Here is a 25,709-nt window from a genome sequence, read left to right as displayed (position 1 = left end):
CTTCAGGCCCGTGGAAGTCGTGCCATCAGGGCGTCCTGCTTGGGCGCGATGACCATGGCCAGGCCCAGCCCGTCGAGTACGGCCAGCAGCTTGTCGGAGCCCACGCCGCCCTTGCCGTTCTCCAGACGGGAGAGCAGATCCAGCGACACGCCGCACAGGGCTGCCGTGTCATCGATGCGCAGTTGCTGGGCCTTGCGCATGGCGCGGATCTGGGCGCCGAGCCCGGACAGGTCAGCGATGACCACGGCCCCGGGCTGCGGGCGATCCTGCTGCGGGTCGTTCATGGGCGTGGAAGACGGCATGGATGGATTGGCCTTATTTCTGATATTCCGAAATTCTAGGATTTCTTCGGCAATTTTCAAAACAATTTCCAATATTCCGAAATTCGGGAGTATTTCGTTTCATTCAAGTGGAAATTTCGGAATTTCAGAAACAAATCCAACAAACCCAGGCAACCGCGCCCAACGCAGAACCTCATGACGGCAACCGCAACACCCTCCGATACTGCATGGCCTCCGCCACATGCCCCGTCTCCACTGCCGCGCTGCCGGCCAAGTCGGCAATGGTGCGCGCCACCTTGAGCGCGCGGTGGGTGCTGCGGGCCGACCAGCCCAGGCGTGCTGCGGCCTTGTGGGCGAAGGCCAGGGCCTCGGGCGAGAGGCCCAGGTGGTCGTCCAGGGCCTGGCCCTGGAGCTGGTGGTTGGCGCTGCCCTGGCGCTGCACGGCCAGCGCGCGGGCCTGGACCACGCGCTCGCGCACGGCCTCGCTGGTTTCGCCCGAGCGCGCGGCCAGCAGCTCCTGCGGGGGCAGGGCGCCGACTTCCACATGCAGGTCGATGCGGTCCAGCAGCGGGCCGCTGATGCGCGCCTGGTAGCGCGCCACCTTGTCGGGCGTGCAGCGGCAGCGCTGCACCGTCGACCCCCAATGGCCGCAGGGGCAGGGATTCATGGCCGCGACGAGCTGGAAACGCGCGGGGAATTCGCAGCGCTGGGCGGCTCTGGCGATGGTGATCTGGCCGGTCTCCAGCGGCTCGCGCAGCGCCTCCAGCGCGCTGCGTGCGAACTCGGGGAATTCATCGAGGAAGAGCACGCCGTGGTGGGACTGCGAAATCTCGCCGGGGCGCGGTGGCGAGCCGCCTCCGACCAGGGCCACGGCACTGGCCGTGTGATGCGGACTGGCCGTGGGGCGCTGGCGCCAGCGCTCCGGCGTGAAGCGGCCGGCCAGGCTGGCGATGGCGGCGGCTTCCAGTGCCTCGTCGTCACTCATGGGCGGCAGCAGGTCGGCAAAGCGCTGGGCCAGCATGGATTTGCCCGAACCCGGCGGCCCCACCAGCAGCAGGCCGTGGCCTCCGGCCGCCGCAATTTCCAGCGCGCGCCGCGCCTGTGCCTGGCCACGCACCTCGGCCAGGTCCAGGCTGCTGCGCACTGGGGCAGCGGGCTGTGGTTGCACCGCATGCCAGCCCGGGCCGGAGCATGTCTGGGTGTCGCCTGCTGCCGGCAAGGCGTCGGTTTCGTCGGTTTCGTCGGTCTCGCCGGTGTCCTCGCTTTCGTCGCTGCAGCAGGCACAGTCCGTGTCCTGCTCCGTCTGCACCAGGGCATTGGCCGAGCGAGTGATGAAGCGGCGCACCACGTCCAGCAGGTGGTGCGCGCAGAACACCTGGGCCGACGGCACAAAGGCCGCCTCCTGCGCGCTGCCCGGCGGCAGGACCAGGCGGGCGCCGTCCTGCTGGCGGTGCAGGGCCAGGGCCGTGGCCAGCGCGCCGCGCACGGGCCGCAGCGCGCCCGACAGCGACAGCTCGCCTGCGAATTCATACTCGGCCAGTGCATCGCCATTGATCTGGCCGCTGGCCGCGAGAATGCCCAGCGCAATGGGCAGGTCGAAGCGCCCCGAATCCTTGGGCAGGTCGGCGGGCGCCAGGTTGACGATGATGCGTTTGTTGCTCGGGAACTCCAGCCCGGAATTCAGCAGTGCCGAGCGCACGCGTTCACGCGCTTCCTTGACCTCGACATCGGCCAGACCCACCAGCGTGAACGACGGCAGGCCGTTGGCCAGATGCACTTCCACGGTGACACGCGGGGCGGCCAGCCCCAGCAGCGCACGACTTTGAACCAGGGCCAGACCCATGGGCACCTCGCAGAAACGACAGACACAAAGACAGACACAAAGCCAGACACAAAGGAAGAGGCCGCCAGCGGTGCGGCGGCCTCGGTGACCCAGTATGGCAACGGCCTTGGACCTTGTGGGCGGCGGGTGCGGCGCTGCCCCCAAATCTCAGAATGTTCTGACCCTTGCGGCGCAAAAATCAGAACAGCTTCACCAGCGCCGGCACACTCAGCACGGCCGTGTAGTAGCCCATGAACTGCACGCCGGTGTTGAAGCCGAAGCCGCGTGACAGCAGGCCGCCGAGCAGGCCCATGGTCAGGATCACGAGCAGGCCCAGCAACTGGCCTTCCCAGACGCTGATGACGATGATCAGGCCCACGAAGGTGGCGATGATGGCCTCGTGGCTGACCCGGCGCGAGACGAACAGCGCCGCGCTGCGCGCGAAGTTCATGGCGAAGGGGTAGGACACGATGGCCGCCAGCAGCACGGCCAGCATGCCGTAGCCCAGGAACTCCCAGTGGCTGAGCAGGTTGTGCAGGTTGTTCACCTGGCCCGTGGCGGCATCGACGGTGAAGCGCGGCGGCGCGTTGAACAGCGGCGCGGCGGGGCCGGCGGCCACCGGGCTCAGCGGCAGGCCGAAGGCGATCAGCGGGATCAGCGCCTCGGCGATGTAGGTGGCCTCGGTCACGCCGTTGCGCGCGCTCAGCACCGTGGTCAGGCGGTGGTAGGCATGCTTGATGCGCGAGCCCACCAGCTCGCCCAGCACCACGGTCATGGCCACGGGGCTGAAGACGAAGGTGGCGCTGGAGATGGTGGCCGTGGCCAGGGTCCAGCGCGTCTGCACGCGGTCCAGCACCTTGAGCGGGTTGGGGAAGTAGCCTGACCAGCCCTTCACGTCGGGCGCCAGGTTGAACTGGCGCACCTTGTCGCGCAGCATGCGCTGGCGGCCGGCCGGCGAGATCACGGTGAACAGGTCGGCGATCAGCGGCCCGATGGCAATGCCCAGGAAGTAGCTGATGCTGAGCTTGACCTCGTATTTGGCGGTGAGGCTTTGCAGCGCAATGATGACCACCACGAACGGAATCAGCAGCATCACCGAGGCCCAGCGCCCCGCCGAGAAGTAGGCGATGAGGAGGGCGGCGGCCAGGAAGATCCAGGGCGCCGTCTTGGTGATCATGCTGCCGAAGGGCGCCAGCATCACGGCGAACAGCACGGCCAGCGGCACGGCGACAAAGGCCGCGACGATGCCGCCCGAGACCATTTTGCGCAGCGCGATGTGGGGCACGCCCAGCTTGCGCAGCATGTTGGCGTCCTGCAGCAGCGGCGTGGCCAGCGTGTCGCCGGGAATGCCCAGCAGCGCCGTGGGCACGGCATGCGTCATGTGCTTGGCCACGGCGCCGGCCAGGAAGAAGGTGAACACGCCGGCGGGCGGCACGCCCAGCAGCACCACCAGCAGGGTGAGCGGGGCCAGCGTGGTGGTCTCGTCCGTGCCGGAGACCAGGCCGATGGCGGCGAACACCACGGCGCCTATCAGTCCCATCGCGGCTGCGACGGCGATGTCATTGGTCAGCAGGGTTTCCATCTCATGCCCTCCCGGCCTTGTCGGCGAACAGTTCGTAGAGCTTGAGCTCCTTGAGTTCCTGCACCACGGCGGGCGGCAGGTCCTGCACCGTGCCCAGGCCTCCGGGCTGGCGCGCCAGCTCCTCCAGCACTTCGCGGCGCCATTCGGGGTCGTTCGAGGTGTCCAGCTCGGTCACTTCCCGCTTGGGCGGAAAGGCGCGTGCGCAGATCACGCCGGCGATCACGCAGCCGGCAAGGCCCGCGAGCATGGCGTAGGCGTGGGCCAGCTGGCGCGACTCGACCACCGTGGCCAGCCAGCGGCTGGCCAGGTAGAAGCCCAGCACGCTGATGCCGGTGCCGATGGCAATCGCCCAGGCCAGGTGGCGCAGGTCCACGGTGTCGCCCCAGACCTCGGCCAGCCGCCAGTCGGCGGGATCCTTGCTTGTCATGTGTGTCTCCTTGGGTTTTTGTTTGTGGGGCCGCGCGCTGGTCAGGCCCTGGCGCGCAGCGCGGCCAGCACTTCCAGCGCGCGGTCGGTGCGCACGTCGTGCTCGGCGGCCAGCTGGCGCGCCACGGCATCCACCTCGTCGCCCGTGGCGCCGGCCACCAGGGCGATGTTGCGGGCGTGCAGGGCCATGTGGCCGCGCTGAATGCCTTCGGTGGCCAGGGCGCGCAGGGCGCCCAGGTTCTGCGCCAGGCCCACGGCGGCGGCGATCTCGCCCAGCTGCTGGGCGGACTGCAGGTCCATGATCTTCAGCGCCAGGCGTGCCAGCGGATGGGTCTTGGTGGCGCCGCCGACCAGGCCGACCGGCATGGGCAGCTCGATGCTGCCGACCAGGGCGCCGCCGGCATCCTTTTCCCAGCGCGTCAGCGAGGTGTAGCTGCCGCTGCGGCTGGCATAGGCATGGGCGCCGGCCTCGACCGCGCGCCAGTCGTTGCCCGTGGCCACGATGACGGGGTCGATGCCGTTCATGATTCCCTTGTTGTGCGTGGCCGCGCGGTAGGGGTCGATGGCCGCGAAGGTATAGGCGTCCAGCACGCCTTCGATGATCTCCTCGCCGCTGCGCTCCTGCGTGGCCAGGGTCTGCGGCGTGAGCCGCACGCGGGCGCGGGCCAGCCGCAGGTCGGCCAGGTTGGACAGGATGCGCAGCCGCACGCTGCCGCCCGTGATCTGCTCGACCAGGGGCGCCACCGATTCGGCCATGGTGTTGACGGTGTTGGCGCCCATGGCGTCGCGCACGTCCACGATCAGGTGGACCACCAGCATGGGGCCGCGCGGCGTGTCGGGGAAGACGTGGACCTCGATGTCCTTGCAGCCGCCGCCCAGGCCGATCAGCACCTTGTCGCGGCTGTTGGCGCGCTCGATGATCTGCGCACGCGCCTGCAGCACGGCCAGGCGTGCGCCGTGCGGATCGGTCACGCCCAGCACCTGGACCTGGGCGCGCATCAGCGGCAGCGTGCTGGAGGTCTGAAAGCCCCCGTCCTCGCGCGCCAGCTTGGCCATGTACGAGGCGGCGGCCACCACCGAGGGCTCCTCCACCGCCATGGGCACCAGCACGTCGCGGCCGTTGACGCGGAAATTGCCGGCCACGCCCAGCGGCAGCTCGAAGCTGCCGAACACGTTCTCGATCATGCCGTCGGCCAGTGCCAGGGGCAGGGCGCCGGGGGCGGCGAGCAGGGCGCGCTCGGCATCGGACAGGCCGCAGGCATCGGCCAGGAAATCCCGGCGCTGGGCCGGTGTGAGGGCACGGAAATTGGGCAGGCGCGAATCGGCAACCATGGAAGACATCTCCTCGGATCAAAACTCTGGTCGCCGGACTGTAGGAAAACTGTACCGCTTTCAAAAGGTACAGTTTCGGGGAACAGTACCATCGCACTGCAACATGAACGGAGGGCGCATGGCAGACACCAGAGGGCGCTCGGCCCCCATTGCCGATAAGCTGGCCGACCTGATCGGCCAGCAGATCGCCGACGGCGTGTACCGCCCTGGCGACAAGCTGCCCTCGCTGCGCGAGCTGGCGCAGCTGCACCGCTATGCCAAGAACACCGTGGTCTCGGCCTTCGACCTGCTGGTCTCGCGCGGCATCGTCGAGCCGCGCCGGGGCTCGGGCTTTTACGTGCTGGGCACGGGGCGCGGTGCCCAGCGCACCGATGAGGACGCGGGCCAGCTGGGTCGCGCCATGGACATCGTCTGGCTGATGCGCGAGCAGCTCAAGACCCAGCCCGACTGCGTGGGCGTGGGCGACGGCTTTCCGCCCGTGGAATGGCTGGCCGACATGCGGCTGGACCGCTACCACCAGAAGGTGGTGCGCACGGGGCTGGGATCGCTGTTCCGCTACGGCAGCCGCTACGGCTATGCGCCGCTGCGCGACAGCCTGGTGCGCAAGCTGGGTGACTTCGGCCTGCAGGCCACGCCGGGCCAGCTGGTGCTGACCCATGGCGCCAACGAGGCCATGGACCTGGTCATCCGCTACTTCGTGCCGCCGGGGGCCACCGTGCTCGTGGACGAGCCCGGCTACTACCCGCTGTTCGGCAAGCTCAGGCTGGCCGGCGCCCATGTGGTCGGCGTGCCGCGCCTGGCCGACGGGCCCGACGTGGCCGCGCTCGAATCACTGCTGGCCCAGCACCGGCCGCGCCTGTTCTTCACGCAGTCGCTGGCCCACAACCCCACGGGCTCGGACATCTCGGCCGCCAAGGCCTACAAGGTGCTGCAACTGGCCGAGCGCCACAACCTGCTCATCGTCGAAGACGACCCGCTGGCCGACTTCAAGCCCACCTCGGCCGTGCGCCTGTCCACGCTGGACCAGCTGGAGCGCACCATCTACATCGGCAGCTTCTCCAAATCCTTCTCGGCCGCGCTGCGCGTGGGCTTCATCGCCTGCAACGACGCGCTGGCCAGCGACCTGGCCGACCTCAAGGCGCTGATCCACGTCAGCGGCTCCGAGTACTGCGAGCGCATGGTGGACGTGATGCTGCGCGAGGGCCACTACGAGCGCCACCTGGTGCGCCTGCGCCACAAGCTGGGCCAGGCCACGGCCCAGGCGCTGGGCTGGCTCGATGCCCACGGCTGCGAAGTCTTTGCGCGCAGCCCGCAAAGCCTGTACCTGTGGGTGGCCTTCCCCGGTGTGCAGGACTCGCTGCGGCTGGCCGAGCAACTGGTGCCGCGCAAGATCAGCATGGCGCCGGGCCGTGTCTTCCATGTCGATCCCTCGGCCGTTTCGCGCTGGTCGCGCTGCAACGTCAGCGCCATGCTCGATCCGAGGTTCCAGGCCGCGATGGGGCAGGTGCTGGCTCAACCCGCCTGAGCCAGCCCCCGGGCCTGCGCGCGCAGCAGCGCGATGAAGCGCTGCTGCTCCTGCGTGGGCGCGTCGTCGGTGCGGGTGAGGATGCCGAAGGGCGCCATGGGCACGTCGATGCAGACCGGAAGCGCCCTGACCAGGCCCATGCGCAGATAGTCCTTGAGCGCGGATTCGGACAGCAGCATCACGGCGTCGGTCAGTTGCACCAGTTGCTGCATGGAGTACACCGAGCTGCATTCGATGATGTCGGCCGGCGCAGGCAGTTCCAGGCGCTGCAGCAGCTGGTCGAGCGCGATGCGCGCGGGACTGGTGGCCGGCTGCAGTATCCAGGGCCAGTCGCCGACAAGCTCTTGCCAGCCCAGCTTGCGCCGGCGTGTCAGCGGATGGCCGCTGCGCACGACGACCAGCAGCCGCTCGTTGCCCAGTTCCTCGAAGCTGTAGCTGCTGCTGTGGGCCGCAGGGCTGCGCCGCGCAATGGCCATGTCGATGCGCCGCTGGTCCAGCAGGCGCAGGATCTGGTCGCTGGTGTCGCCCATGATGCGCAGGCGCAGCTGCGGGCTTTGCGCCTTCATGCGCGCCACGGCCGTCATCACTAGGTCGGGTGCTGCGCCCATGATGGTGCCGATGGACAGGTAGCCGTAGCCGCCCTGGCGGCGCGCGGCCAGGTCTTCGGCGCAGCGGTCCAGGCTGTTGAGCGAGGCCTCGGCAAAGCGCACCAGCTGCGCGCCCAGCGCCGTGGGCCGCATGCCGCGCGGCAGGCGCTCGAAGAGCTGGCAGCCGAACATGTCCTCGATCTCGCGCAGCATGCGCGTGGCCGCAGGCTGGGACATGGCCAGGCTCAGCGATGCGCGGTGCAGGTTCAGGCTCGATCCCAGCGCCACCAGCATGTGCAGGTGCTTGTAGCGCAGACGGTTGAGCAGGCTGCGGTGCAGCACGGGCGGAGCGGATTCGGGCGTATTCGCAGGCATAAGCGCAAGGTATCGGATGTGACCGAAATTCGATTTGTTGAGCATCGATCATGCGCCGTACATTGGCCCTGCGACAAGAAAAAACAGACCCAATCCAGGAGACAAGACATGCACAGCCCATCGCCTGTTTCATGACGCGCTGATGCGACCGGCACCCAAGCCGCAGCCGCCTCTCGCCTTCCGAAAAAGCACGCCTTCCGCGCCCCCATTTTTGTGGGCGTGATGGCTCTCCATCGCCTTCAGGACCGTCATGAAAAAACTCCCCGCTCCCCTGCTCGCCAGGATCTCCTGGCGCCTGCTGCCCTTTCTTCTGCTCATGTACATCATGGCCTTCCTGGACCGGGCCAACGTGGGCTTTGCCAAGGTGGCCTTCCAGGCCGATACCGGCATCAGCGATGCGGCCTTCGCCTTTGGCGCGGGCGTGTTCTTCGCGGGCTATGCGCTGCTGGAAGTGCCCAGCAACCTGATCATGCACCGCGTGGGTGCACGCATGTGGATGTGCCGGATCATGGTCACCTGGGGCCTGGTGTCGGCGGCCATGATGTTCGCCCACGACCAGACCACGTTCTACGTGCTGCGCTTTTTGCTGGGCGTGGCCGAGGCGGGGTTCTTCCCCGGCGTCATCCTGTACCTGACCTACTGGTTCCCGGCAGCGCACCGCGCGCAGGCCATGGGCTTTTTCTACTTCGGTGCGCCGCTGGCCTTCATCTTCGGCAGCCCGCTGTCGGGCCTGCTGCTGGAGCTGGACGGCATGGGCGGCTGGCACGGCTGGCAGTGGCTGTTCGCGGTGGAGGGGCTGATGGCCGTGGCCGTGGGCATCTGGGCGTATTTCCACCTGGACAACCGCCCCGCCGACGCCACCTGGCTCAGCCGCGAGGACAAGGCGCTGCTGCAGGACATTCTCGACAGCGAAGAGCGGGCCAAGGGCCGCCACGGCCACAGCCTGCTGGCCGCGCTGTGCCAGCCGCGCGTGCTCTACCTGGCGCTGATCTACCTGCTGATCCAGGCCAGCGTCTATGGCGTGGTGTTCTACCTGCCCAGCCAGGTGGCGGGCCTGCTGGGCACCAAGGTGGGCCTGCTGGTGGGCGTGGTCTCGGCCATTCCCTGGCTGTGCGCGCTGCTGGCCGCCTGGTGGATTCCGGGCCATGCCGAGCGAACAGGCCAGCCGCGCGGCATCGCCAGCCTGACGCTGGTGATGGCTGCCGTGGGCATGGCTGCATCGGTGAGTTTCTCCAGCCCCCTGCTGGGTGTGGCCGCGCTGTGCCTGGCGGCGGCCGGTTTCATCGCAGTGCAGCCCGTGTTCTGGACCTTTCCCGCCAACACGCTGGCCGGCGCTGCGGCCGCTGGCGGCATCGCCTTCATCAACTCCCTCGGCGCCGTGGGCGGCTTCATCGCCCCCATCGTCAAGAACTGGGCCGAGGGCTTTTTCCACTCCCCGGCGGCCGGCCTGTACCTGCTGGCCGGCACCACGTTGCTGGCTGCGGCCCTGGTGCTGGGCGTGCGCGCACGCCTGGCGCCGGCCTTGGCCGCACCGTCGGCCGCCTGAACCACTTGCACACGGAGCAGAACCATCCCATGACACAGATCCCCACCATCAAGCAGGTGCGCGCCTTCACGCTCAAGGGCGGCGGCGCCGACTACCACGACCAGTCCGACGGCCACTGGATCGACGACCACATCGCCACGCCCATGGCCAAGTACCCCGAGTACCGGCAAAGCCGCCGCAGCTTCGGCATCAACGTGCTGGGCACGCTGGTGGTGGAGATCGAGGATAGCGCCGGACGCGTGGGCTTTGCCGTGACCACGGGCGGCGAGCCTGCGGCCTACATCGTCGAAAAGCACCTGGCCCGCTTCCTCGAAGGCGCCCGGGTGACCGACATCGAGCGCATCTGGGACCAGATGTACCTGTCTACGCTGTACTACGGCCGCAAGGGCATCGTCATCAACACCATCTCCGGCGTGGACCTGGCGCTGTGGGACCTGCTGGGCAAGGTGCGCGGCGAGCCCGTGCACCAGCTGCTGGGTGGCGCCGTGCGCGACGAGCTGCAGTTCTACGCAACGGGCGCCCGGCCCGACCTGGCGCAGAAGATGGGCTTCATCGGCGGCAAGATGCCGCTGCACCACGGCCCGGCCGAAGGGGAGGAGGGCCTGCGCCGCAACCTGCAGGAGCTGGCCACCATGCGCGAGCGCGTGGGCCCGGACTTCTGGCTCATGCTGGATTGCTGGATGAGCCTGGACGTGAACTACGCCACGCGCCTGGCCCAGGGTGCGCAGGCCCATGGCCTCAAGTGGATCGAGGAGGCCCTGCCGCCCGACGACTACTGGGGCTACGCGGCCCTGCGCAGGAACGTGCCCACCGGCATGCTGGTGACCACGGGCGAGCACGAGGCCACGCGCTGGGGCTTTCGCCAGCTGCTGGAGATGGGCTGCTGCGACATCATCCAGCCCGACGTGGGCTGGTGCGGCGGCATCACCGAGCTGCTCAAGATCTCGGCCCTGGCCGATGCCCACCAGGCCCTGGTCATCCCGCATGGCTCCAGCGTCTACAGCTACCACTTCGTGGCCACGCGCCACAACAGCCCGTTTGCCGAGTTCCTGATGATGGCCCCCAAGGCCGACGAGGTCGTGCCCATGTTCCATCCGCAACTGCTGGGCGAGCCCGTGCCCGTCAATGGCCGCATGCGCATGTCGGCGCTGGACAGGCCTGGCTTCGGCGTGGAGCTCAATCCCGAGTGCGCCCTGCACCGCCCGTACACGCACTGAAGGAGCCCGCCATGCAACTGCCTGCCAACCCCTTCAAGGCCGCGCTGCGGCGCGCCGAGCCGCTGTACGGCATCTGGGCCGGCTTTGCCACGCCCTATGCGGCCGAGATCATCGCCACCACGGGCTACGACTGGATGCTGGTCGATGGCGAGCATGCCCCCAACACCGTGCCCACGCTGCTGGGCCAGCTGCAGGCCGTGGCGCCCTACGCCACGCACCCGGTGGTGCGCGCCGTGCAGGGCGACACCGTGCTCATCAAGCAACTGCTGGACGTGGGCGTGCAGACGCTGATGGTGCCCATGGTGGAGACGGCCGAACAGGCGCGCGAACTGGTGCGCGCCATGCGCTACCCGCCCCACGGCGTGCGCGGTGTGGGCGGCGGCCTGACGCGGGCCACGCGCTGGGATGCTGTGCCCGACTACATCCGCACGGCGCATGAACAGCTGTGCCTGATCGTGCAGATCGAATCGCCCCGGGGCGTGGCCAATGCGGCCGAGATCGCGGCCGTCGATGGCGTGGACGCCGTCTTCATCGGCCCCGCCGACCTGTCCACGGGCATGGGCCATGCAGGCGATGCCGGCCAGGGCGAGGTGCAGGACGCCATACGCCGCACCGTCCAGGCCACGCTGGCCGCCGGCAAGGCCTGCGGCATCCTCGCGCCGCGCGAGGAGGATGCGCGCCGCTATGCGGACTGGGGCTGCCGCTTCATCGCCGTGGGCATAGACATCAGCCTGCTGCGCCAGGCCGCGCTGGCCAACCTGGGGCGCTATCGCGCCACGCAAGCCACGGACCAGGCGGCCCCTGCATCCCGCACCTACTGAACCCAAGGAGAACTCCATGGCATCCCCTACCGTGCTGCGCAATTTCATCGCCGGCAGCTTCACCGACAGCGCCGAACTGCATGAGGTGACCAACCCCGCCACGGGCGCGGTGCTGGCGCGCTCGCCCCTGTCCAGCCAGGCCGATGTGGACCGCGCCATCGCCGCTGCGCGCGGCGCCCACAAAGCCTGGGCGCGCCGCCCGGCCGTGGAGCGCGCGCAGTACCTGCGCCGCGTGGCGGCCCGCATCCGCGACAACGCCGCGCGCATTGCGCGCACCATCACCGAGGAGCAGGGCAAGGTCCTGGGCCTGGCCGAGGTGGAGGTGAACTTCACCGCCGACTATCTGGACTACATGGCCGAATGGGCGCGCCGCATCGAGGGCGAGGTCATCACCAGCGACCGGGCCAACGAGCAGATCTTTTTGCTGCGCAAGCCACTGGGCGTGGTCGCGGGCATCCTGCCCTGGAACTTCCCCTTCTTCCTGATCGCCCGCAAGATGGCGCCGGCCCTGCTCACGGGCAACACCATCGTCATCAAGCCCAGCGAGGAAACGCCCATCAACTGCCACGCCTTCACCGAGCTGCTGGCCCAGTGCGAGCTGCCGGCCGGCGTGTTCAACGTGGTCTATGGCCAGGGCGGCACGGGCGCTGCGCTGGCCGGCCATGCGGGCGTGGACATGGTCAGCTTCACGGGCAGCGTGGCCACGGGCGAGCGCATCGCCGCAGCCGCCGCGCCCCACATCACCAAGCTCAACCTGGAGCTGGGCGGCAAGGCCCCGGCCATCGTGCTGGCCGATGCCGACCTGGACCTGGCCGTGCGCGCCATCCGCGACTCGCGCATCATCAACACCGGCCAGGTCTGCAACTGCGCCGAACGCGTCTACGTGCAGCGCCAGGTGGCCGACGAGTTCACGGCCCGCATCGCCCAGGCCATGGCCGCCACGCGCTATGGCGACCCGATTGCGCGGCCCGACGTGGAAATGGGCCCGCTGATCAACCAGAAGGGCCTGGACAGCGTGCAGGCCAAGGTGCGCCAGGCCATCGCCGACGGCGCGCAACTGGTCACGGGCGGGCAGGCCGCAGACCTGGGCGCGGGCTTTCACTTCCAGCCCACGGTGCTGGCCGGCTGCCATGCCGGCATGGAGATCATGCGCAAGGAAATCTTCGGCCCCGTACTGCCCATCCAGGTGGTGGAGGACCTGGACGAGGCCATCGCCCTGGCCAACGACTGCGAATATGGGCTGACCTCGTCGCTGTACACGCGCGACCTGTCCAAGGCCATGCAGGCCATGCGCGAGATCGACTTCGGCGAGACCTACATCAACCGCGAGAACTTCGAGGCCATGCAGGGCTTCCACGCGGGCGTGCGCAAGTCCGGCGTGGGCGGTGCTGATGGCAAGCACGGCCTGTACGAGTACACGCACACGCATGTGGTGTACCTGCAGGGGTGATTGACCTCCTGGGCCTTGGCGTCAGGGCGCTGCCGGTTTCTTGCGGTTGCGCGGCGCCTTGGGCGGCGGGCTGCTTGCCTCCAGTTCGCGGGCCCGCGTGCGGATGCGCGCAAAGGCGCTGGCCATGGCCTGCAGCTCGGGCTCGGGCACGGCGTCCATGAGCTCGCGGTTGATGGCCTGCACCTGCGGGAACAGCTCGGCATGCAGGGCGCGGCCCGTGTCGCTCAGGCGCAGCAGCGCGCGGCGCGCATCGCCCACCTGGCTCTCTTTCCACAACAGCCCCTTGGCCAGCAGCGCCGTGACCGCGCGCGAGGTGCGCGTGCGGTCCAGCTGCGCCTGCTCGGCCAGCTGCGAGGGCTGCAGCTGCCCGGCCTCGGCCAGCAGACAGAGCATGCGCCACTCGCGCCGCGTAATGCCGTAGCGGCCCTCGCACAGGCGCACCACACGGCTGCCAGCGGCCGCCTGCAGCCGCGCCAGGTGGTAGAGGAACATGTCGTCGAGCACGGCGGGGTGGCGCCAGCGGTGGAGGTCGGTCATGGGCTCGCGGGCCGGTTTCGGGTTTACGCTAGGGATGATGGATTAGATGCATTGTCTGCGGCCTGCGTACATTGGCCGCAAGACAACGACAAGGAGACAAGTATGCCCAGCCCCCTCGCAGCCCTGGCGCGTGCCGCCGTGGCCCTGACCGCCGCCGTGCTGTGCGCGGCGCCCGCCCTGGCCCAGGAATGGCCCAAGGCCAGGCCCATACGCATCGTCGTGCCCAATCCGCCGGCCGGCCCCTCCGACATCTCGCTGCGCCCCGTGGCCGCCGCCATGCAGGCGGCGCTGGGCCAGGCCGTGGTCGTGGACAACAAGCCCGGCGCCAATGGCAACATCGGCGCGGCCGAGGTCGCACGCTCCGCGCCCGATGGCTACACCTGGCTGTGGGCCATGGACCCCGTGCTTACCGTCAACCCCCATGTCTACAAGAACATGGGCTACAAGGCCGATGCGCTGGAAACCCTGGTCGTGGCTGCGCGCTTCTCGCAGACCCTGGTCTGCGGCCCGGGCACGGGCTTCAAGTCCGTCAAGGACATGGTGGCCGCCAGCAAGACGCGCGAGCTGACCTATGCCTCGGGCGGCGCGGGCTCGCCGGGCCACCTGGTCATGGAATCGCTGCTGGCCACCTCGGGCGCGAAGATGGTCCATGTGCCCTACAAGGGCCCCGCGCCGGCCATGCAGGACCTGCTGGGCGGCCAGGTGGACTGCGGCTTCCTGGCCGGCCCCACGGTCTTCCCCCAGGTCCAGAGCGGCAAGCTGATCGCCCTGGCCACCTCGGGCAAGACGCGCTCGGCGCTGGCGCCCGAGCTGCCGACCATTGCCGAGTCGGGCTTTCCCGAGTTCGACGGCACCTTCTGGATCCTGCTGGCCGCGCCCAAGGGCGTGCCGCCCGCCGTGCAAAAGCGCTTTGTCGACGCCATGAACGAGGCCATCCGCGCGCCCGAGCAAAAGGAGCGCGCCAAGGCCCTGGACATCGAGATGGTCGGCTCCACCGTGGCCGAGGCCCAGGCGCGCGCCAAGGGACAGTCCGCGCAGTGGGCCGCCCTGGTCAAGCGCATCCACCTGACCAACGACTGAAGCCGCCACTAGGGCCTGAGGCCCTGAGGCATCGCCGTTTTGGCGATACTCCCTTTCCCAACGCATCCACTGTCTCCTGGCTCCCATGGCAACCCAGCGCCCCAATCTGATCTTCATCCTGGCCGATGACCTCGGCTACGCCGACCTCGGCTGCACGGGCGCGCGCGATGCGCACAGCCGCGCCACCGATGTCTCGCCCCGCCTGGACGCCATGGCCGCGCAGGGCATGCGCTTCACGCGTGGCTATTCCAACTCGGCCGTGTGCTCGCCCACGCGCTTTGCCCTGGCCACGGGCCGCTGGCAGTACCGCCTGCGCGGCGCGGCCGAGGAGCCGATCGCCAGCGTCCACGGCGACAAAGTGCTGGGCCTGCCGCCCGACCATCCCACCGTGGCCTCGCTGCTGCGCGACGCCGGCTACGCCACCGCCCTGGTCGGCAAATGGCACTTGGGTTACCCGCCGCATTTCGGCCCGCGCATGTCGGGCTATGAGGAGTTCTACGGCTTCCATGCAGGCGGCGCCGACTACTTCGCCCACTGCGACCCGCGCGGCCGCCCCGACTTCTGGATCAACGAGGAGCCGCACGAGGAAGAGGGCTATCTCACCGACCTGCTGAGCCGCCGCGCCGTGGACTTCGTCGAGCGTCAGACGGCCGACAAGCCCTTCTACCTGTCCCTGCACTACAGCGCCCCGCACTGGCCCTGGCTCACGCGCGACGACCTCGAGGAGTCGCGGCGCATCGGCGGCTTCGGCAAGCACACCGACGGAGGCAGCATCGAGACCTACCAGCGCATGATCCACCACATGGACGAAGGCATTGGCTGGGTGCTGGACGCGCTCGAGAAAAAGGGCATGGCCGAGAACACGCTCATCGTCTTCACCAGCGACAACGGCGGCGAACGCTTTTCCAACAACTGGCCCTTCATCGGCCAGAAGATGGACCTGCTCGAAGGCGGCATCCGCGTGCCCCTGGTGGCGCGCTGGCCCGAGCGCATGCCGGCGGGCATCGTCAGCGATACGCCCAATCTCACCATGGACTGGTCCACCACCTTCCTGGCCGCCGCCGGCGTGCACGGCCACGCCGACTACCCGCTGGACGGCATCAGCCTGCTGCCCCTCATGGACGATGGCGCCTGGAACCCCGAGCGAGACCTGTGCTGGCGCATGAAGCACCGCGCCCAGCGCGCCCTGGTGCGCGGTGACTGGAAATACCTGCAGATCGAAGGCGTGGAATACCTCTTCAACGTCGCCCAGGACCCGCGCGAACGCGCCAACCTGCGCGACCGCGAGCCCCAGCGCCTGGCCGAGCTGCGCCAGGCCTGGACGGCCTGGGATGCCAGCCTGCCGCCCATTCCCGAGGAGGCCAAGGTCTCCCTGGTCTTCACACGGCAGGACCTTCCTTCGGCCACCTTCTGAGGCCCGGACGGCGCAGGCAGCAAGGAGGTGGCGCTCAGCCTTGCGCCGCCTTGTCTTCTTCCTGGATGGCGTCGTTGTCCATCGTCAAATAGACCAGCACCAGCAGCAGCGTGATGAAGAAGCGGAAGGCATCGGGCACGCCATTCCACTGCTTGGACATCCACATGCCGAACCACTCGCCGCCCACGGACATGAAGCCGACCTGCCAGGTCAGAAAGCCCAGGGTCAGCCCCGCCACCGCCCATGACTTGGCGGCGCGGAAGGCCCGGGTGCCGGCCTGTCGCGCCTGCAGCAGCCGCCAGCCGCCGATCCAGCACAGGACGGCGGTCGTCGTCTCCAGTGCAATGATGCCGATATAGCCCGCATGGTGCACCCATGGCGTCTGGATGGCGCGGTACATGATCCCGTTGCCGGGGAATGTCGTGTCCATCAGGAAGACGTGGTGCACGAAGGCGAAGTTGGTTGCGTAGTCGGTGATGTTGCCGAAGGCGACCAGGGACGCGAAAAAGGCCATGGCAAGGACCATGGCGGATTTGGACAGGCGAATAAACATGAGGAACTCCGTATGGGCGGGCGCGCGCAGGCCTGCATGCCGGCGCACCGGCACGCATGGAGGCGACCCGTAGACAGGGGAAGACGCCAGCCGTGGTGGGGGGCTGGCAAACAGACGTGCGGACGCACGAAGGCGCGGAGATCGGGACTGGAAAACCTGAAGCCGGCAGTGCGTCTGGGAAACGCCCACACCAACTGGATCGAGTGCCACGCCAGGAGGGAGCCGCGATTGTGGGGGTGGGCATTGATGCGCGTCAATCTGCAGCTGCCGGCAAGCACATCGGATCTGTCTGATTGCACTGTTTTGGTGCAATGTTTCATCTCAGCCATGTGAGCGACCGCTATCACCGTAACGGTGCAGAACTTCTGCACAAAGCCGGTGCATGCGAGGATGCTGCGGTGCCGCATTGGTGAGTCGGAAGGCGCACCACCGAGCAAAAAAGACTGGCACGGTCCGTGCTTAACCCGGTTGTCACGAAATTTTTCAAACCGGAGGATCCCATGTCCCGTGCCAGCCTCAAGTCGCTCGCCATCGCCTGTGTCGCCATCGCTCCGCTCTGGGCCCACGCCCAGCTCACGGCCAATGTGTCCCTGACGACGAACTACAAGTTCCGCGGACAGGACCAGGACACGGGACGCAACAAGGCCGTCAAGCCGGCCCTGCAAGGCGGTTTCGACTACACCTTCGGCGACAGCGGCTGGTACATCGGCAACTGGAACTCCAGCGTGGACTGGCTGCCCCGCAATTCGCTGGAAACCGATTTCTACGGCGGCTACAAGTTCAAGGCCGGCGAGGTGGACCTGGACTTCGGCGCACTGCAGTACCTGTACTCGGGCAATTCCAGTGGCAACACCACCGAGCTGTATGGCGCGGCCACCTATGGACCGTTCACGGCCAAGTACTCGCACACCGTGTCCAAGGACTACTTCGGCTGGGCCGGCGAGAAGGCCGGCTCGGGACTGTCGGGCCGCAACACCGGCTACCTGTGGCTGGGCTTCACCCAGGAAGTGATGCCCAAGGTGACGGTCAAGGCATCGCTGGGCTTCACCCGCTTTGCCAGCGACATCAAGGGCCTGGGCGTGCCCAACTATATGGACTACAGCGTGGGCGGTGCCTACGATTTCGGCGACGGCGTGTCGCTGGGCGCGGCCGTGACGGGTGCGAACAAGAAGTCGTACTTCGGTGACGTCAACAAGGCGCGCCTGATCGTGACGCTGACCAAGACCCTGTAACCGGACCTGAGGAGCAAAGCATCATGAAACTGGTGACCGCCATCATCAAGCCCTTCAAGCTCGACGAGGTGCGCGAGGCGCTCTCCGACATCGGCGTGCAGGGCATCACCGTGACCGAAGTCAAGGGCTTCGGCCGCCAAAAGGGCCATACCGAGCTGTATCGCGGCGCGGAATACGTGGTCGATTTCCTGCCCAAGCTGCGCCTGGAGGCCGCCGTGCCCGATGCGCTGGTGGACCAGGTGATCGATGCCATCGAGGCCGCTGCGCGCACCGGCAAGATCGGTGACGGCAAGATCTTCGTGCTGCCCATCGAGCAGGCCGTCCGCATCCGTACCGGCGAGACCGGCGACAGCGCACTGTGAGTTTCAACCCCTCGTTTCCCGAAAGACTGCCATGACCAAACGACTTCTTTCCATGGGCCTGGGGCTGGGCCTGCTGGCCGCAGGCGCCGCTGCCCTGGCACAGGAGCCCGCCGCCGCAGCAGCCGTTGCCGATGCGGCCGCTGCAGCAGCCCCCGCCGCCGCGGCCGCAGCCGAGGCGCCGGCCCCCGCACTCAGCGCCGGTGACACGGCCTGGATGCTGACCTCGACCATGCTGGTGATCCTGATGGTGATCCCGGGCCTGGCACTGTTCTACGGCGGCCTGGTGCGCACGAAGAACATGCTGTCTGTGCTCTGCCAAGTGTTCGTGATCTTCTCGCTGATCACGCTGCTGTGGGCCGTGTACGGCTACTCGCTGACCTTTGCGGGCGAAGGCAACTTCTTCGGCGGCTTCAGCAAGATCTTCCTCAAGGGCATTGCGCCCGACACGCTGGCCGGCGCGCTGCCGACCATTCCCGAGTACGTGTTCGTGGCCTTCCAGTCCACGTTCGCCGCCATCACCGTGGCCCTGATCGTCGGCGCCTTCGCCGAGCGCATCAAGTTCTCGGCCGTGATCCTGTTCTCGGTGCTGTGGTTCACCTTCAGCTACATCCCCATGGCCCACATGGTCTGGGGTGGCGGCCTGCTGGGCAAGGACGGCGCGCTGGACTTCGCCGGCGGCACCGTGGTGCACATCAACGCCGGTATCGCCGGTCTGGTGGGCTCCTACATGCTGGGCAAGCGCATCGGCTTCGGCCGCGAGGCACTGCCTCCGCACAGCCTGACGCTGACCATGGTCGGTGCCTCGCTGCTGTGGGTGGGCTGGTTCGGCTTCAACGCCGGCTCGGCAGGCGCTGCCAACGGCATTGCCGGCCTGGCCTTCATCAACACCATCGTCGCCACGGGCGCCGCCACCATCTCCTGGCTGGCCGCCGAAGCCCTGCACAAGGGCAAGGCCTCCATGCTGGGCGCCGCATCGGGCGCCGTGGGCGGCCTGGTGGTCATCACCCCGGCGGCCGGCCTCGTGGGCCCCATGGGCGCCATCGTCATGGGCCTGATCGCCGGTCCCGTCTGCCTGTGGGGTGTGTCGGGCCTCAAGAAGCTGCTCAAGGTCGATGACGTCTGCGACGTGTTCGGCGTGCACGGTGTGGGCGGCATCCTGGGTGCCATCCTGACCGGCGTGTTCTGCGCCTCCAGCCTGGGCGGCATCGAGCCCGCAGACTTCAACATGGGCCACCAAGTGTGGGTGCAGGTCAAGAGCGTGCTGCTGACCATCGTCTGGTCCGGCGTGGTGGCTGGCATCTCCTACAAGATCTGCGACCTGGTCGTCGGCCTGCGCGTCAGCGAAGAGTCCGAACGCCAAGGCCTGGACATCACCACGCACGGCGAGGTGGCGTACTACCGCTGATCGGTTTCCAGGGAGTTCATTGCGGATTGGCCTCGGTGCTTGCACCGGGGCCTTTTTTGCTTTGGAGCCGCTGCAGAGATGGCGTCTTTGCTTTTTCGTCCCGGCTGTTTTGCGCCGCCCGCAGAACTTCAAGCGCGCCGTTCAAAAAATTCACGGGTCCGCACCGAGGCGCAAAAGGGCCCAGCCGCTACGATGCAGGCCATGGATTCAGCCCAAAGCCACCTCCTCCAGATCGCCCAGCGCGTGCGCGCTGCTGCGGCCGACGCCACGCCGCTGCGCATACGCGGCGGCGGCACCAAGGATTTTCACGGCCTGGCCCTGCAGGGCGAGCTGCTGGACACGCGGGCGCTGGCCGGCGTGGTCAGCTATGAGCCCAGCGAACTCGTCGTGACCGTGCGCGCCGGCACGCCGCTGGCCGAGATCGAGGCCCTGCTGGCCGCCCAGGGCCAGTGCCTGGCCTTCGAGCCTCCGTATTTCGATGCAGACAGCCGCAACGCCACCGTGGGCGGCATGGTGGCCAGCGGCCTGTCCGGGCCTTCGCGTGCCAGCGTGGGCGCCGTGCGCGACTTCGTGCTGGGGCTGGAGATGATCAACGGCCAGGGCGAGCTGCTGCGCTACGGCGGGCAGGTCATGAAGAACGTGGCGGGCTACGACGTCTCGCGGCTGATGGCGGGCTCCTGGGGCGCGCTGGGCCTGATCACCGAGGTCAGCCTCAAGGTGCTGCCCGTGGCGCCGGCCGAGGCCACGCTGCGCTTCGCGTGCAGCCAGCAGCAGGCGCTGGACTGGCTCAATGCCTGGGGCGGGCAGCCGCTGCCGCTCAATGCCAGTTGCTGGCTGCAGGAGGAGGGCGCAGCCCAGGGCGTGCTGTACCTGCGCCTGCGCGGCGCACGTGCCGCCGTGCAGGCGGCCTGCGAGCGCCTGGGTGGCGAGCGTGTGCAGCGCATGGACCCTGTGCATGCCGCTGCCGACTGGCAGGCCTGCCGCGAGCAGCAGCTGCCCTGGTTCACCGCACGCGCGCCGGGCCATGCGCTGTGGCGCCTGTCCGTGCCGCAGACGGCTCCGGCCCTGGCGCTGCCGGACGGCTGCACGGGGCCGCTGATCGAATGGCACGGCGCACTGCGCTGGGTACAGGCGCCGCGTGCGCTGGGCCATGCGCTGCGCGCGCTGGCAAAAGCAGCGGGCGGATCGGCCACCTTGTTCCGCTCCGAGGCCGCAGACCAGCCCGGCGCCGAGCCCGATTTCGACGCCCAGGCGGCTGATGCTACGGCCGCGCTGCATGCGCGGCTCAAGCAGGCCTTCGATCCTGCGGGCATCTTCAACCGCGGCCGGCTGGCCGCCGCCTGGTAGGCCGGGCCAACGCCTGACTTCGCCCATGCGCATGCGCCACCACCTGCACCTGCTCACGGACCGGCACCGCACGGTGGCCAGCAACCGCACGCTGGGCCTGCTGCTGGCCTTCAACGCGGGTGCGGTGAATGCGGGCGGCTTTTTGCTGGTGCACTCCTATACCTCGCACATGACGGGCTTTGTCTCGTTGCTGGCCGACAACCTCGTGCTGGGCAATACGGCGCTGGTGCTCAGTGCCTGCGGCGCGCTGCTGGCCTTTCTGTGCGGCGCGGCCGCGACGTCGCTGCTGGTCAACTGGGCGCGCCACCACCGGCTGCGCAGCAGCTATGCGCTGCCGCTGCTGCTGGAAGCCGCGCTGATGCTGCTCTTCGGCGTGCTGGGCGCGGCCATGCTGGCCTGGCCCACGCCGTTCGCCGTGCCGCTGGCCGTGCTGCTGCTGTCCTTCATCATGGGATTGCAGAACGCCACGGTGACCAAGATGTCGTCCTCGCAGATCCGCACGACGCACATGACGGGCGTGATCACCGACCTGGGCATGGAGCTGGGCCGCGCGCTTTACTGGAATCGCCATGGCAGCCCGCCCGAGCACCGGGTCCACGCCAACCATGTGCGGCTGCGGCTGTTCGCAGGGCTGCTGTCCATGTTCCTGCTGGGCGGCATTGCGGGTGCGCTGGGTTTCCGGCACCTGGGCTTTGTGTTCGTCGTGCCGCTGGCCGTGGTGCTGTGCCTGCTGTCCCTGCCGCCGCTGTGGGCCGACCGTGCGCGGCTGCCCCTGCTGCTGGGCCGGCGGGCCGCGCCTCGCGCGTGACCGCCGCGTCCGGCTGCCGTGCCTGACCGTTCCCCGATACCCATACAACAAGAGCCCCACCATGCAGACCCAACTCGCACCCCAGTACCGCGCCACGCCCGAGGGCCAGGAGGCCGAAGCCATTCTGCGCAAGTGCGTGCACTGCGGCTTTTGCACGGCCACCTGCCCGACCTACCAATTGCTGGGCGATGAACTGGACGGGCCGCGTGGCCGCATCTACCTGATCAAGCAGGTGCTGGAGGGCGAGACGCCCACGCGCGCCACCCAGCAGCACCTGGACCGCTGCCTGACCTGCCGCAACTGCGAAAGCACCTGCCCCAGCGGCGTGCAGTACGGCCACCTGGTGGACATAGGCCGCAAGATCGTCGAGGAACAGGTGCCGCGCCCCTTCGGCGAGCGCGCCAGGCGCTGGGCGCTCAAGGAGGGGCTGAACTCGCCGCTGTTCGCCCCGGCCCTGAAGCTGGGCCAGGCCGTGCGCGGCCTGCTGCCCGAAGTCCTGGCCGAGAAAGTGCCCCAGCCCCAGGATGCGGGCGCCTGGCCCGTGCGCGAGCATGTGCGCAAGGTGCTGCTGCTGGCCGGATGCGTGCAGCCGGCCATGATGCCGCGCATCAACTTCGCCACGGCGCGCGTGCTGGATGCGGCCGGCATACAGACCGTGATCGCCCCCAAGGCCGGTTGCTGCGGCGCCGTGAAATTCCACCTCAACGACCAGGAAGGCGGCAAGGCGCAGATGCGCGCCAATATCGACGCCTGGTGGCCGCAGGTGGACAGCGGCGCGGTGGAGGCCATTGTCATGAATGCCTCGGGCTGCGGCGTCACCGTCAAGGAATACGGCCATCTGCTCAAGGACGATGCGCAGTACGCGGACAAGGCAGCCCGCATCAGCGCCCTCACGCGCGACCTGAGCGAGCTGTTGCCCGAACTCCTGCCCGAGCTGGCCGAGCGCCTGCAGGGCAGGGTGCGCGCACCGGCCGCGCCCATGGCCTACCACCCGCCCTGCACGCTGCAGCACGGGCAAAAGCTGCGCGGCGGCGTGGAAACCCATCTGGCCAGGCTGGGCTTCGAGCTGCGCGTGGCGCGCACCGAGTCTCACCTGTGCTGCGGCTCGGCGGGAACCTACTCGGTGCTGCAGCCCGAACTCTCGCACCAGTTGCGCGACCGCAAGATCGGTGCGCTGACCGAAGGCTTCGATGCCCGGCGGCCCGCCGCCATCCTCTCGGCCAACATGGGCTGCATCGTCCACCTGCAAAACGGCACGGACCTGCCCGTGCGCCACTGGATCGAGGTGCTGGACGAGGCCCTGCTGGCCTGAGACCAGCCGCGTACCGACTGCGCATCTGTGCCTCCAGCGCGACGCCGTGGGGCCTATGCCCGCGCAAGCCTTTGCAATGCTGGCATGATGCGGGGTTTCGTTTTCTCCAAGCCCACGTGCTCCGCCATGACTGAATCCGTGTCTGAACCGCAAGAACAGAGCGCCGCGCTGCCGGCGGACGCCGCTGCCGGCACCGAGCCGCAGGCTGCAGCCAGCGCCGATGGCCAGGGCCGCAAGCGCTCGCGCCGTGGCGGACGTGGCCGCAACAAGGGCAAGGCCACCGAGCCTGCCGCCGATGCCGCATCCGGCATGGCCGCCAGTGCCGAGGCCAACGCTTCCAGGCCCGTGCGCACCCAGCATCCGCTGCTGGCGCAACTGGCCCAATGGCATCCGAACCTGTTCGGCGAGCAGCCGCTGCCGCTCAAGCGCGGCATCTTCGAGGACCTGCTGGCCGCCCATCCTGAAGCCATTGACCGCGACCAGCTCAAGCTGGCCCTGTCCCAGCACACGCGCTCGAGCCGCTACCTCACCGTGGTGGCCAGCGGCCAGGCCCGGCATGACCTGCAGGGCCAGTCGGTCGAGGCCATGGCGCCCGAGCATGTGCACCATGCGCTGATCGAAGTCTTCCGCCGCCGCCAGCACCGCTCGCCCGAAGACCTGGCGCCCAAGCTGCGCAACCGCATCATCGCGGCCTACGAGGCATCGGGCCTGTCGCGCGACGACTACGCGGCGCGCGTGCAAGGCCGTGACGAGGCCACCAACACCCTGGTGGCCGAGGCACTGGCCGAGGCCGATGCGCGCACCGCCCGCGACGAGGCGCTGCTGCGCGCCTTCGAGGCCAGCGGCCAGACCTCCGAAGCCGGCTTTGCCGACATGTACGGCATGAACCCGCGCCAGGTGGCGCAGCAGCTGGAACGCGCCCGCCGCCGCCTGCAGACGCAGGCGGCCTGAGGCACCAAGGACCAGCGCCAAAGACCGGCAGCACCGCCTGCCGGCACACTCCACCGCCGCGTGCCCGGCAAGGGCCGCGCCGGTGCACCTGCCCTGGATCACAGGCGGCATCTCTGCAGCGGACCCGTCCGCCAGCACGCAGATGCCCACCAGGGGCGGGCCCGGGGATGAACTGTTTCACGGACGCCGCTGCACCCGGCCACGGGGCGGCGGCGCCTTGCCGTGCGCGCTCGTTCCGGGAAATGAACACGGCGCGCAAGGCACTTCAAAGCAAAAAAGCAAAAGGAGACTTGCGATGTGGCTGGGTTTGTCGTTGTTCTACGTGGGCGCCGTGCTGTGCCTGAACGGCCTGTGGATGCTGGGGCGCATTGCCGACCGGGAGATCTGGGTCATCAACGTGTTCGCGGGCCTGGTCTCGCTGATCATCGGCCTGGCCTCGGCCTTCGGGCCCGAGCCTGATGCGGCCTCGGTCAAGACCGGCGCGCTGACCCTGCTGTTCGCCTTCACCTACCTGTGGGTGGCCATCAACCGCTTCACGGGCGCCGATGGCCGGGGCCTGGGCTGGTTCAGCCTGTTCGTGGCCATCACCGCCGTGCCGGTGGCCATCGACACCCTGCTGGGCGCGCGCACCGCCATCGACTGGTGGATGGCGGCCAACTGGGCGGCCTGGGCCGTGCTGTGGGCCATGTTCTTCGTGCTGCTGGCCCTGGGCCGCAACATCGGCCGCGTGACGGGCGCCCTGTGCATTGCGCAGGGCGTGCTCACGGGCTGGCTGCCGGGCTACCTGCTGCTGGCCGGGCAGCTCACGGGCTGATTGCGCAGCGTGAGTACGGGCGGGGCGTCAAGCCCCACGCCGCCGTGCATGTGCCAGTGCAGACAGCAGCGCGGCCGCGATGATGCAGGCGCCCCCCAGCAGCGTGCGCGGCGTCAGCACCTCGCCTGCAATCAACACCGAGGAGACGCTGGCAAACACCACCTCGGCCAGCATGACCACGGCGGTCACGCCGGCCGGCAGGCGTGCGGCACCGAACTGCAGCGCCCAGTTGCCCAGCATCAGCAGCACGGCCAGGCCGGCGGCAATCAGCATCCAGCCGGCCTGCGGCGCAGGCATGGGCGGCACCAGCCCCACGCTGCTGCCCGCGAAGGCGCTGGCCAGCCCCATGGCCATGCAGCCGCTGAACATGGCCAGCATGCGCGCCTGCGCCGGCACGGCCTGCAGGCGGCGCAGCAGCACATTGGTCAGCGCAAAGGTGAAGCCGCCGAACATTGCCAGGCCGTCGGCCAGCGACAGACCGCGCAGCAGCCCGGGCGAGCCGCCGCTGAATGTGCCCTCGGGCACCAGCACCAGCGCCACCCCGCCAAAGGCCAGCAGCAGCCGCGTCAGCGCGGCCGGCGTGGGCCGCTCGCCCAGGATCTTCCAGGCCAGCAGCACGGACCACGCCGGCATCAGATAGAACAGCAGCACCACGCGCACCACATCGCCAATGGTCACGGCCCAGTTGAATGCGATGTTGTTGCTGCCCGCGCAGGCGCCCAGCAGGATCAGCGCCGGGTACTGCAGCGCCTGGCGCAGGCTGGCCGGGCGCAGCGCCACCAGCCCCGCCAGCACCAGGGCATACATCAGCGCCGTGGCCCACAGCGGATGCAGGCCAGCCTCGTGCATGGCGCGAAACGGCCACCAGGCCAGACCCCAGACCAGGGTGTTGAACAGCAGGGCGAGAACGGGCAGCGGGCTATGCATAAA

25 protein-coding genes are annotated in these 25,709 nt (G+C 68.7%); 15 read left to right on the top strand and 10 right to left on the bottom strand.

What is annotated here, in order from left to right:
* Positions 1-2: 2 nt before the first annotated feature.
* From AC57B5_RS19335 to AC57B5_RS19315, 5 genes are all read right to left on the bottom strand, one after another.
* Complete coding sequence (locus AC57B5_RS19335; RefSeq protein WP_088166555.1) at positions 3-302, bottom strand: helix-turn-helix domain-containing protein; 300 nt, start codon at positions 300-302, stop codon at positions 3-5.
* Positions 303-474: 172 nt separating this feature from the next.
* Positions 475-2,124, bottom strand: a complete 1,650-nt coding sequence (locus AC57B5_RS19330; protein ID WP_496400147.1) for a YifB family Mg chelatase-like AAA ATPase — start codon at positions 2,122-2,124, stop codon at positions 475-477.
* A 178-nt stretch (positions 2,125-2,302) separates the two neighbouring features.
* Complete coding sequence (locus AC57B5_RS19325) at positions 2,303-3,685, bottom strand: tripartite tricarboxylate transporter permease (protein ID WP_065345412.1); 1,383 nt, start codon at positions 3,683-3,685, stop codon at positions 2,303-2,305.
* Position 3,686: 1 nt separating this feature from the next.
* Complete coding sequence (locus tag AC57B5_RS19320) at positions 3,687-4,112, bottom strand: hypothetical protein (RefSeq protein ID WP_016448616.1); 426 nt, start codon at positions 4,110-4,112, stop codon at positions 3,687-3,689.
* A gap of 41 nt (positions 4,113-4,153) precedes the next feature.
* Positions 4,154-5,443, bottom strand: a complete 1,290-nt coding sequence (locus AC57B5_RS19315) for a hydroxymethylglutaryl-CoA reductase, degradative (RefSeq protein WP_016448615.1) — start codon at positions 5,441-5,443, stop codon at positions 4,154-4,156.
* Positions 5,444-5,561: 118 nt separating this feature from the next.
* On the opposite strand from AC57B5_RS19315, the gene AC57B5_RS19310 reads away from it, so the two are divergent.
* Positions 5,562-6,968, top strand: coding sequence for an aminotransferase-like domain-containing protein (locus AC57B5_RS19310; RefSeq protein ID WP_123695051.1), 1,407 nt, complete (start codon positions 5,562-5,564; stop codon positions 6,966-6,968).
* Here the strand turns inward: AC57B5_RS19310 and AC57B5_RS19305 are convergent.
* Positions 6,956-7,975, bottom strand: a complete 1,020-nt coding sequence (locus AC57B5_RS19305) for a LysR family transcriptional regulator (protein ID WP_496400146.1) — start codon at positions 7,973-7,975, stop codon at positions 6,956-6,958. The two genes, AC57B5_RS19310 and AC57B5_RS19305, sit on opposite strands and share 13 nt — an antisense overlap.
* Positions 7,976-8,180: 205 nt before the next feature.
* Between AC57B5_RS19305 and AC57B5_RS19300 the strand changes: the two genes are divergently transcribed.
* From AC57B5_RS19300 to aldA, 4 genes are read left to right on the top strand one after another with little or no spacing between them, the layout of a single operon-like run.
* Complete coding sequence (locus AC57B5_RS19300; RefSeq protein WP_123695055.1) at positions 8,181-9,476, top strand: MFS transporter; 1,296 nt, start codon at positions 8,181-8,183, stop codon at positions 9,474-9,476.
* A gap of 29 nt (positions 9,477-9,505) precedes the next feature.
* Positions 9,506-10,693 (top strand): L-rhamnonate dehydratase, encoded by a 1,188-nt coding sequence (gene rhmD / locus AC57B5_RS19295; RefSeq protein WP_496400145.1) that lies wholly within the window; start codon positions 9,506-9,508, stop codon positions 10,691-10,693.
* Between the two features lie 11 nt (positions 10,694-10,704).
* On the top strand, positions 10,705-11,514 hold the full coding sequence (locus tag AC57B5_RS19290; protein ID WP_428148183.1) for an HpcH/HpaI aldolase family protein: 810 nt from the start codon (positions 10,705-10,707) through the stop codon (positions 11,512-11,514).
* A gap of 16 nt (positions 11,515-11,530) precedes the next feature.
* A complete protein-coding gene (aldA, locus tag AC57B5_RS19285; RefSeq protein WP_373788995.1) occupies positions 11,531-12,964 on the top strand; it encodes an aldehyde dehydrogenase in 1,434 nt (477 codons plus the stop codon).
* A 21-nt stretch (positions 12,965-12,985) separates the two neighbouring features.
* Here aldA and AC57B5_RS19280 read toward each other — a convergent pair whose 3' ends face one another.
* Positions 12,986-13,501: a MarR family winged helix-turn-helix transcriptional regulator gene (locus AC57B5_RS19280; RefSeq protein ID WP_013800170.1), complete on the bottom strand. Its 516-nt coding sequence runs from the start codon at positions 13,499-13,501 to the stop codon at positions 12,986-12,988.
* Between the two features lie 102 nt (positions 13,502-13,603).
* On the opposite strand from AC57B5_RS19280, the gene AC57B5_RS19275 reads away from it, so the two are divergent.
* Positions 13,604-14,581 (top strand): tripartite tricarboxylate transporter substrate binding protein, encoded by a 978-nt coding sequence (locus tag AC57B5_RS19275; protein ID WP_013800171.1) that lies wholly within the window; start codon positions 13,604-13,606, stop codon positions 14,579-14,581.
* A gap of 85 nt (positions 14,582-14,666) precedes the next feature.
* Entirely contained in the window at positions 14,667-15,995 is a 1,329-nt protein-coding gene (locus AC57B5_RS19270) for a sulfatase family protein (protein ID WP_496400144.1), read from the top strand.
* Between the two features lie 34 nt (positions 15,996-16,029).
* Here the strand turns inward: AC57B5_RS19270 and AC57B5_RS19265 are convergent, their stop codons facing one another.
* Positions 16,030-16,548, bottom strand: a complete 519-nt coding sequence (locus AC57B5_RS19265) for a DUF2165 family protein (RefSeq protein WP_088166697.1) — start codon at positions 16,546-16,548, stop codon at positions 16,030-16,032.
* A 500-nt stretch (positions 16,549-17,048) separates the two neighbouring features.
* Here AC57B5_RS19265 and AC57B5_RS19260 point away from each other — a divergent pair, with 500 nt between their 5' ends.
* Genes AC57B5_RS19260 through amt form a run of 3 tightly spaced genes read left to right on the top strand, consistent with a single transcriptional unit; the run spans position 17,049 to position 19,547 of the window.
* On the top strand, positions 17,049-17,780 hold the full coding sequence (locus AC57B5_RS19260; RefSeq protein WP_013800176.1) for a TorF family putative porin: 732 nt from the start codon (positions 17,049-17,051) through the stop codon (positions 17,778-17,780).
* A gap of 23 nt (positions 17,781-17,803) precedes the next feature.
* Positions 17,804-18,142 (top strand): P-II family nitrogen regulator, encoded by a 339-nt coding sequence (locus tag AC57B5_RS19255; protein WP_012202241.1) that lies wholly within the window; start codon positions 17,804-17,806, stop codon positions 18,140-18,142.
* Between the two features lie 31 nt (positions 18,143-18,173).
* Positions 18,174-19,547 carry an ammonium transporter gene (gene amt, locus AC57B5_RS19250; protein ID WP_170962109.1) on the top strand — a complete coding sequence of 458 codons (1,374 nt, stop codon included), beginning with the start codon at positions 18,174-18,176 and terminating at the stop codon, positions 19,545-19,547.
* 16 nt (positions 19,548-19,563) lie between these two features.
* Here amt and AC57B5_RS19245 read toward each other — a convergent pair whose 3' ends face one another.
* Positions 19,564-19,701: a hypothetical protein gene (locus AC57B5_RS19245; RefSeq protein ID WP_156179898.1), complete on the bottom strand. Its 138-nt coding sequence runs from the start codon at positions 19,699-19,701 to the stop codon at positions 19,564-19,566.
* A 38-nt stretch (positions 19,702-19,739) separates the two neighbouring features.
* Between AC57B5_RS19245 and glcE the strand changes: the two genes are divergently transcribed.
* From glcE to AC57B5_RS19220, 5 genes are all read left to right on the top strand, one after another.
* Positions 19,740-20,894 (top strand): glycolate oxidase subunit GlcE, encoded by a 1,155-nt coding sequence (gene glcE, locus AC57B5_RS19240; protein ID WP_492805615.1) that lies wholly within the window; start codon positions 19,740-19,742, stop codon positions 20,892-20,894.
* A gap of 25 nt (positions 20,895-20,919) precedes the next feature.
* Positions 20,920-21,702, top strand: a complete 783-nt coding sequence (locus AC57B5_RS19235) for a YoaK family protein (RefSeq protein WP_012202244.1) — start codon at positions 20,920-20,922, stop codon at positions 21,700-21,702.
* A 61-nt stretch (positions 21,703-21,763) separates the two neighbouring features.
* Positions 21,764-23,014, top strand: a complete 1,251-nt coding sequence (glcF, locus tag AC57B5_RS19230; RefSeq protein ID WP_034399085.1) for a glycolate oxidase subunit GlcF — start codon at positions 21,764-21,766, stop codon at positions 23,012-23,014.
* Positions 23,015-23,098: 84 nt separating this feature from the next.
* Entirely contained in the window at positions 23,099-23,965 is an 867-nt protein-coding gene (locus tag AC57B5_RS19225; protein WP_192368679.1) for a ProQ/FinO family protein, read from the top strand.
* 295 nt (positions 23,966-24,260) lie between these two features.
* The gene (locus tag AC57B5_RS19220) at positions 24,261-24,779 is read left to right on the top strand and encodes an AmiS/UreI family transporter (protein ID WP_013800183.1); all 519 of its coding nucleotides are present in this window, start codon (positions 24,261-24,263) and stop codon (positions 24,777-24,779) included.
* 27 nt (positions 24,780-24,806) lie between these two features.
* On the opposite strand, the gene AC57B5_RS19215 is transcribed toward AC57B5_RS19220, so the two are convergent.
* Positions 24,807-25,706 (bottom strand): DMT family transporter, encoded by a 900-nt coding sequence (locus AC57B5_RS19215; protein ID WP_496400143.1) that lies wholly within the window; start codon positions 25,704-25,706, stop codon positions 24,807-24,809.
* Between the last annotated feature and the right edge of the window lie 3 nt (positions 25,707-25,709).

It is taken from the genome of Delftia sp. BGA-UO-ETr-SB1 (genome assembly GCF_059567865.1).
The sequence above is the reverse complement of the archived record's forward strand: the minus strand, read 5'-3'. Positions and strand labels throughout refer to the sequence as shown.

Bases quoted from the DNA above. Each gene is read 5' to 3' on its own strand.
- AC57B5_RS19335 (WP_088166555.1), bottom strand. From the start codon at position 302: ATGCCGTCTTCCACGCCCATGAACGACCCGCAGCAGGATCGCCCGCAG.
- AC57B5_RS19330 (WP_496400147.1), bottom strand. From the start codon at position 2,124: ATGGGTCTGGCCCTGGTTCAAAGTCGTGCGCTGCTGGGGCTGGCCGCC.
- AC57B5_RS19325 (WP_065345412.1), bottom strand. From the start codon at position 3,685: ATGGAAACCCTGCTGACCAATGACATCGCCGTCGCAGCCGCGATGGGA.
- AC57B5_RS19320 (WP_016448616.1), bottom strand. From the start codon at position 4,112: ATGACAAGCAAGGATCCCGCCGACTGGCGGCTGGCCGAGGTCTGGGGC.
- AC57B5_RS19315 (WP_016448615.1), bottom strand. From the start codon at position 5,443: ATGGTTGCCGATTCGCGCCTGCCCAATTTCCGTGCCCTCACACCGGCC.
- AC57B5_RS19310 (WP_123695051.1), top strand. From the start codon at position 5,562: ATGGCAGACACCAGAGGGCGCTCGGCCCCCATTGCCGATAAGCTGGCC.
- AC57B5_RS19305 (WP_496400146.1), bottom strand. From the start codon at position 7,975: ATGCTCAACAAATCGAATTTCGGTCACATCCGATACCTTGCGCTTATG.
- AC57B5_RS19300 (WP_123695055.1), top strand. From the start codon at position 8,181: ATGAAAAAACTCCCCGCTCCCCTGCTCGCCAGGATCTCCTGGCGCCTG.
- rhmD (WP_496400145.1), top strand. From the start codon at position 9,506: ATGACACAGATCCCCACCATCAAGCAGGTGCGCGCCTTCACGCTCAAG.
- AC57B5_RS19290 (WP_428148183.1), top strand. From the start codon at position 10,705: ATGCAACTGCCTGCCAACCCCTTCAAGGCCGCGCTGCGGCGCGCCGAG.
- aldA (WP_373788995.1), top strand. From the start codon at position 11,531: ATGGCATCCCCTACCGTGCTGCGCAATTTCATCGCCGGCAGCTTCACC.
- AC57B5_RS19280 (WP_013800170.1), bottom strand. From the start codon at position 13,501: ATGACCGACCTCCACCGCTGGCGCCACCCCGCCGTGCTCGACGACATG.
- AC57B5_RS19275 (WP_013800171.1), top strand. From the start codon at position 13,604: ATGCCCAGCCCCCTCGCAGCCCTGGCGCGTGCCGCCGTGGCCCTGACC.
- AC57B5_RS19270 (WP_496400144.1), top strand. From the start codon at position 14,667: ATGGCAACCCAGCGCCCCAATCTGATCTTCATCCTGGCCGATGACCTC.
- AC57B5_RS19265 (WP_088166697.1), bottom strand. From the start codon at position 16,548: ATGTTTATTCGCCTGTCCAAATCCGCCATGGTCCTTGCCATGGCCTTT.
- AC57B5_RS19260 (WP_013800176.1), top strand. From the start codon at position 17,049: ATGTCCCGTGCCAGCCTCAAGTCGCTCGCCATCGCCTGTGTCGCCATC.
- AC57B5_RS19255 (WP_012202241.1), top strand. From the start codon at position 17,804: ATGAAACTGGTGACCGCCATCATCAAGCCCTTCAAGCTCGACGAGGTG.
- amt (WP_170962109.1), top strand. From the start codon at position 18,174: ATGACCAAACGACTTCTTTCCATGGGCCTGGGGCTGGGCCTGCTGGCC.
- glcE (WP_492805615.1), top strand. From the start codon at position 19,740: ATGCAGGCCATGGATTCAGCCCAAAGCCACCTCCTCCAGATCGCCCAG.
- AC57B5_RS19235 (WP_012202244.1), top strand. From the start codon at position 20,920: ATGCGCATGCGCCACCACCTGCACCTGCTCACGGACCGGCACCGCACG.
- glcF (WP_034399085.1), top strand. From the start codon at position 21,764: ATGCAGACCCAACTCGCACCCCAGTACCGCGCCACGCCCGAGGGCCAG.
- AC57B5_RS19225 (WP_192368679.1), top strand. From the start codon at position 23,099: ATGATGCGGGGTTTCGTTTTCTCCAAGCCCACGTGCTCCGCCATGACT.
- AC57B5_RS19220 (WP_013800183.1), top strand. From the start codon at position 24,261: ATGTGGCTGGGTTTGTCGTTGTTCTACGTGGGCGCCGTGCTGTGCCTG.
- AC57B5_RS19215 (WP_496400143.1), bottom strand. From the start codon at position 25,706: ATGCATAGCCCGCTGCCCGTTCTCGCCCTGCTGTTCAACACCCTGGTC.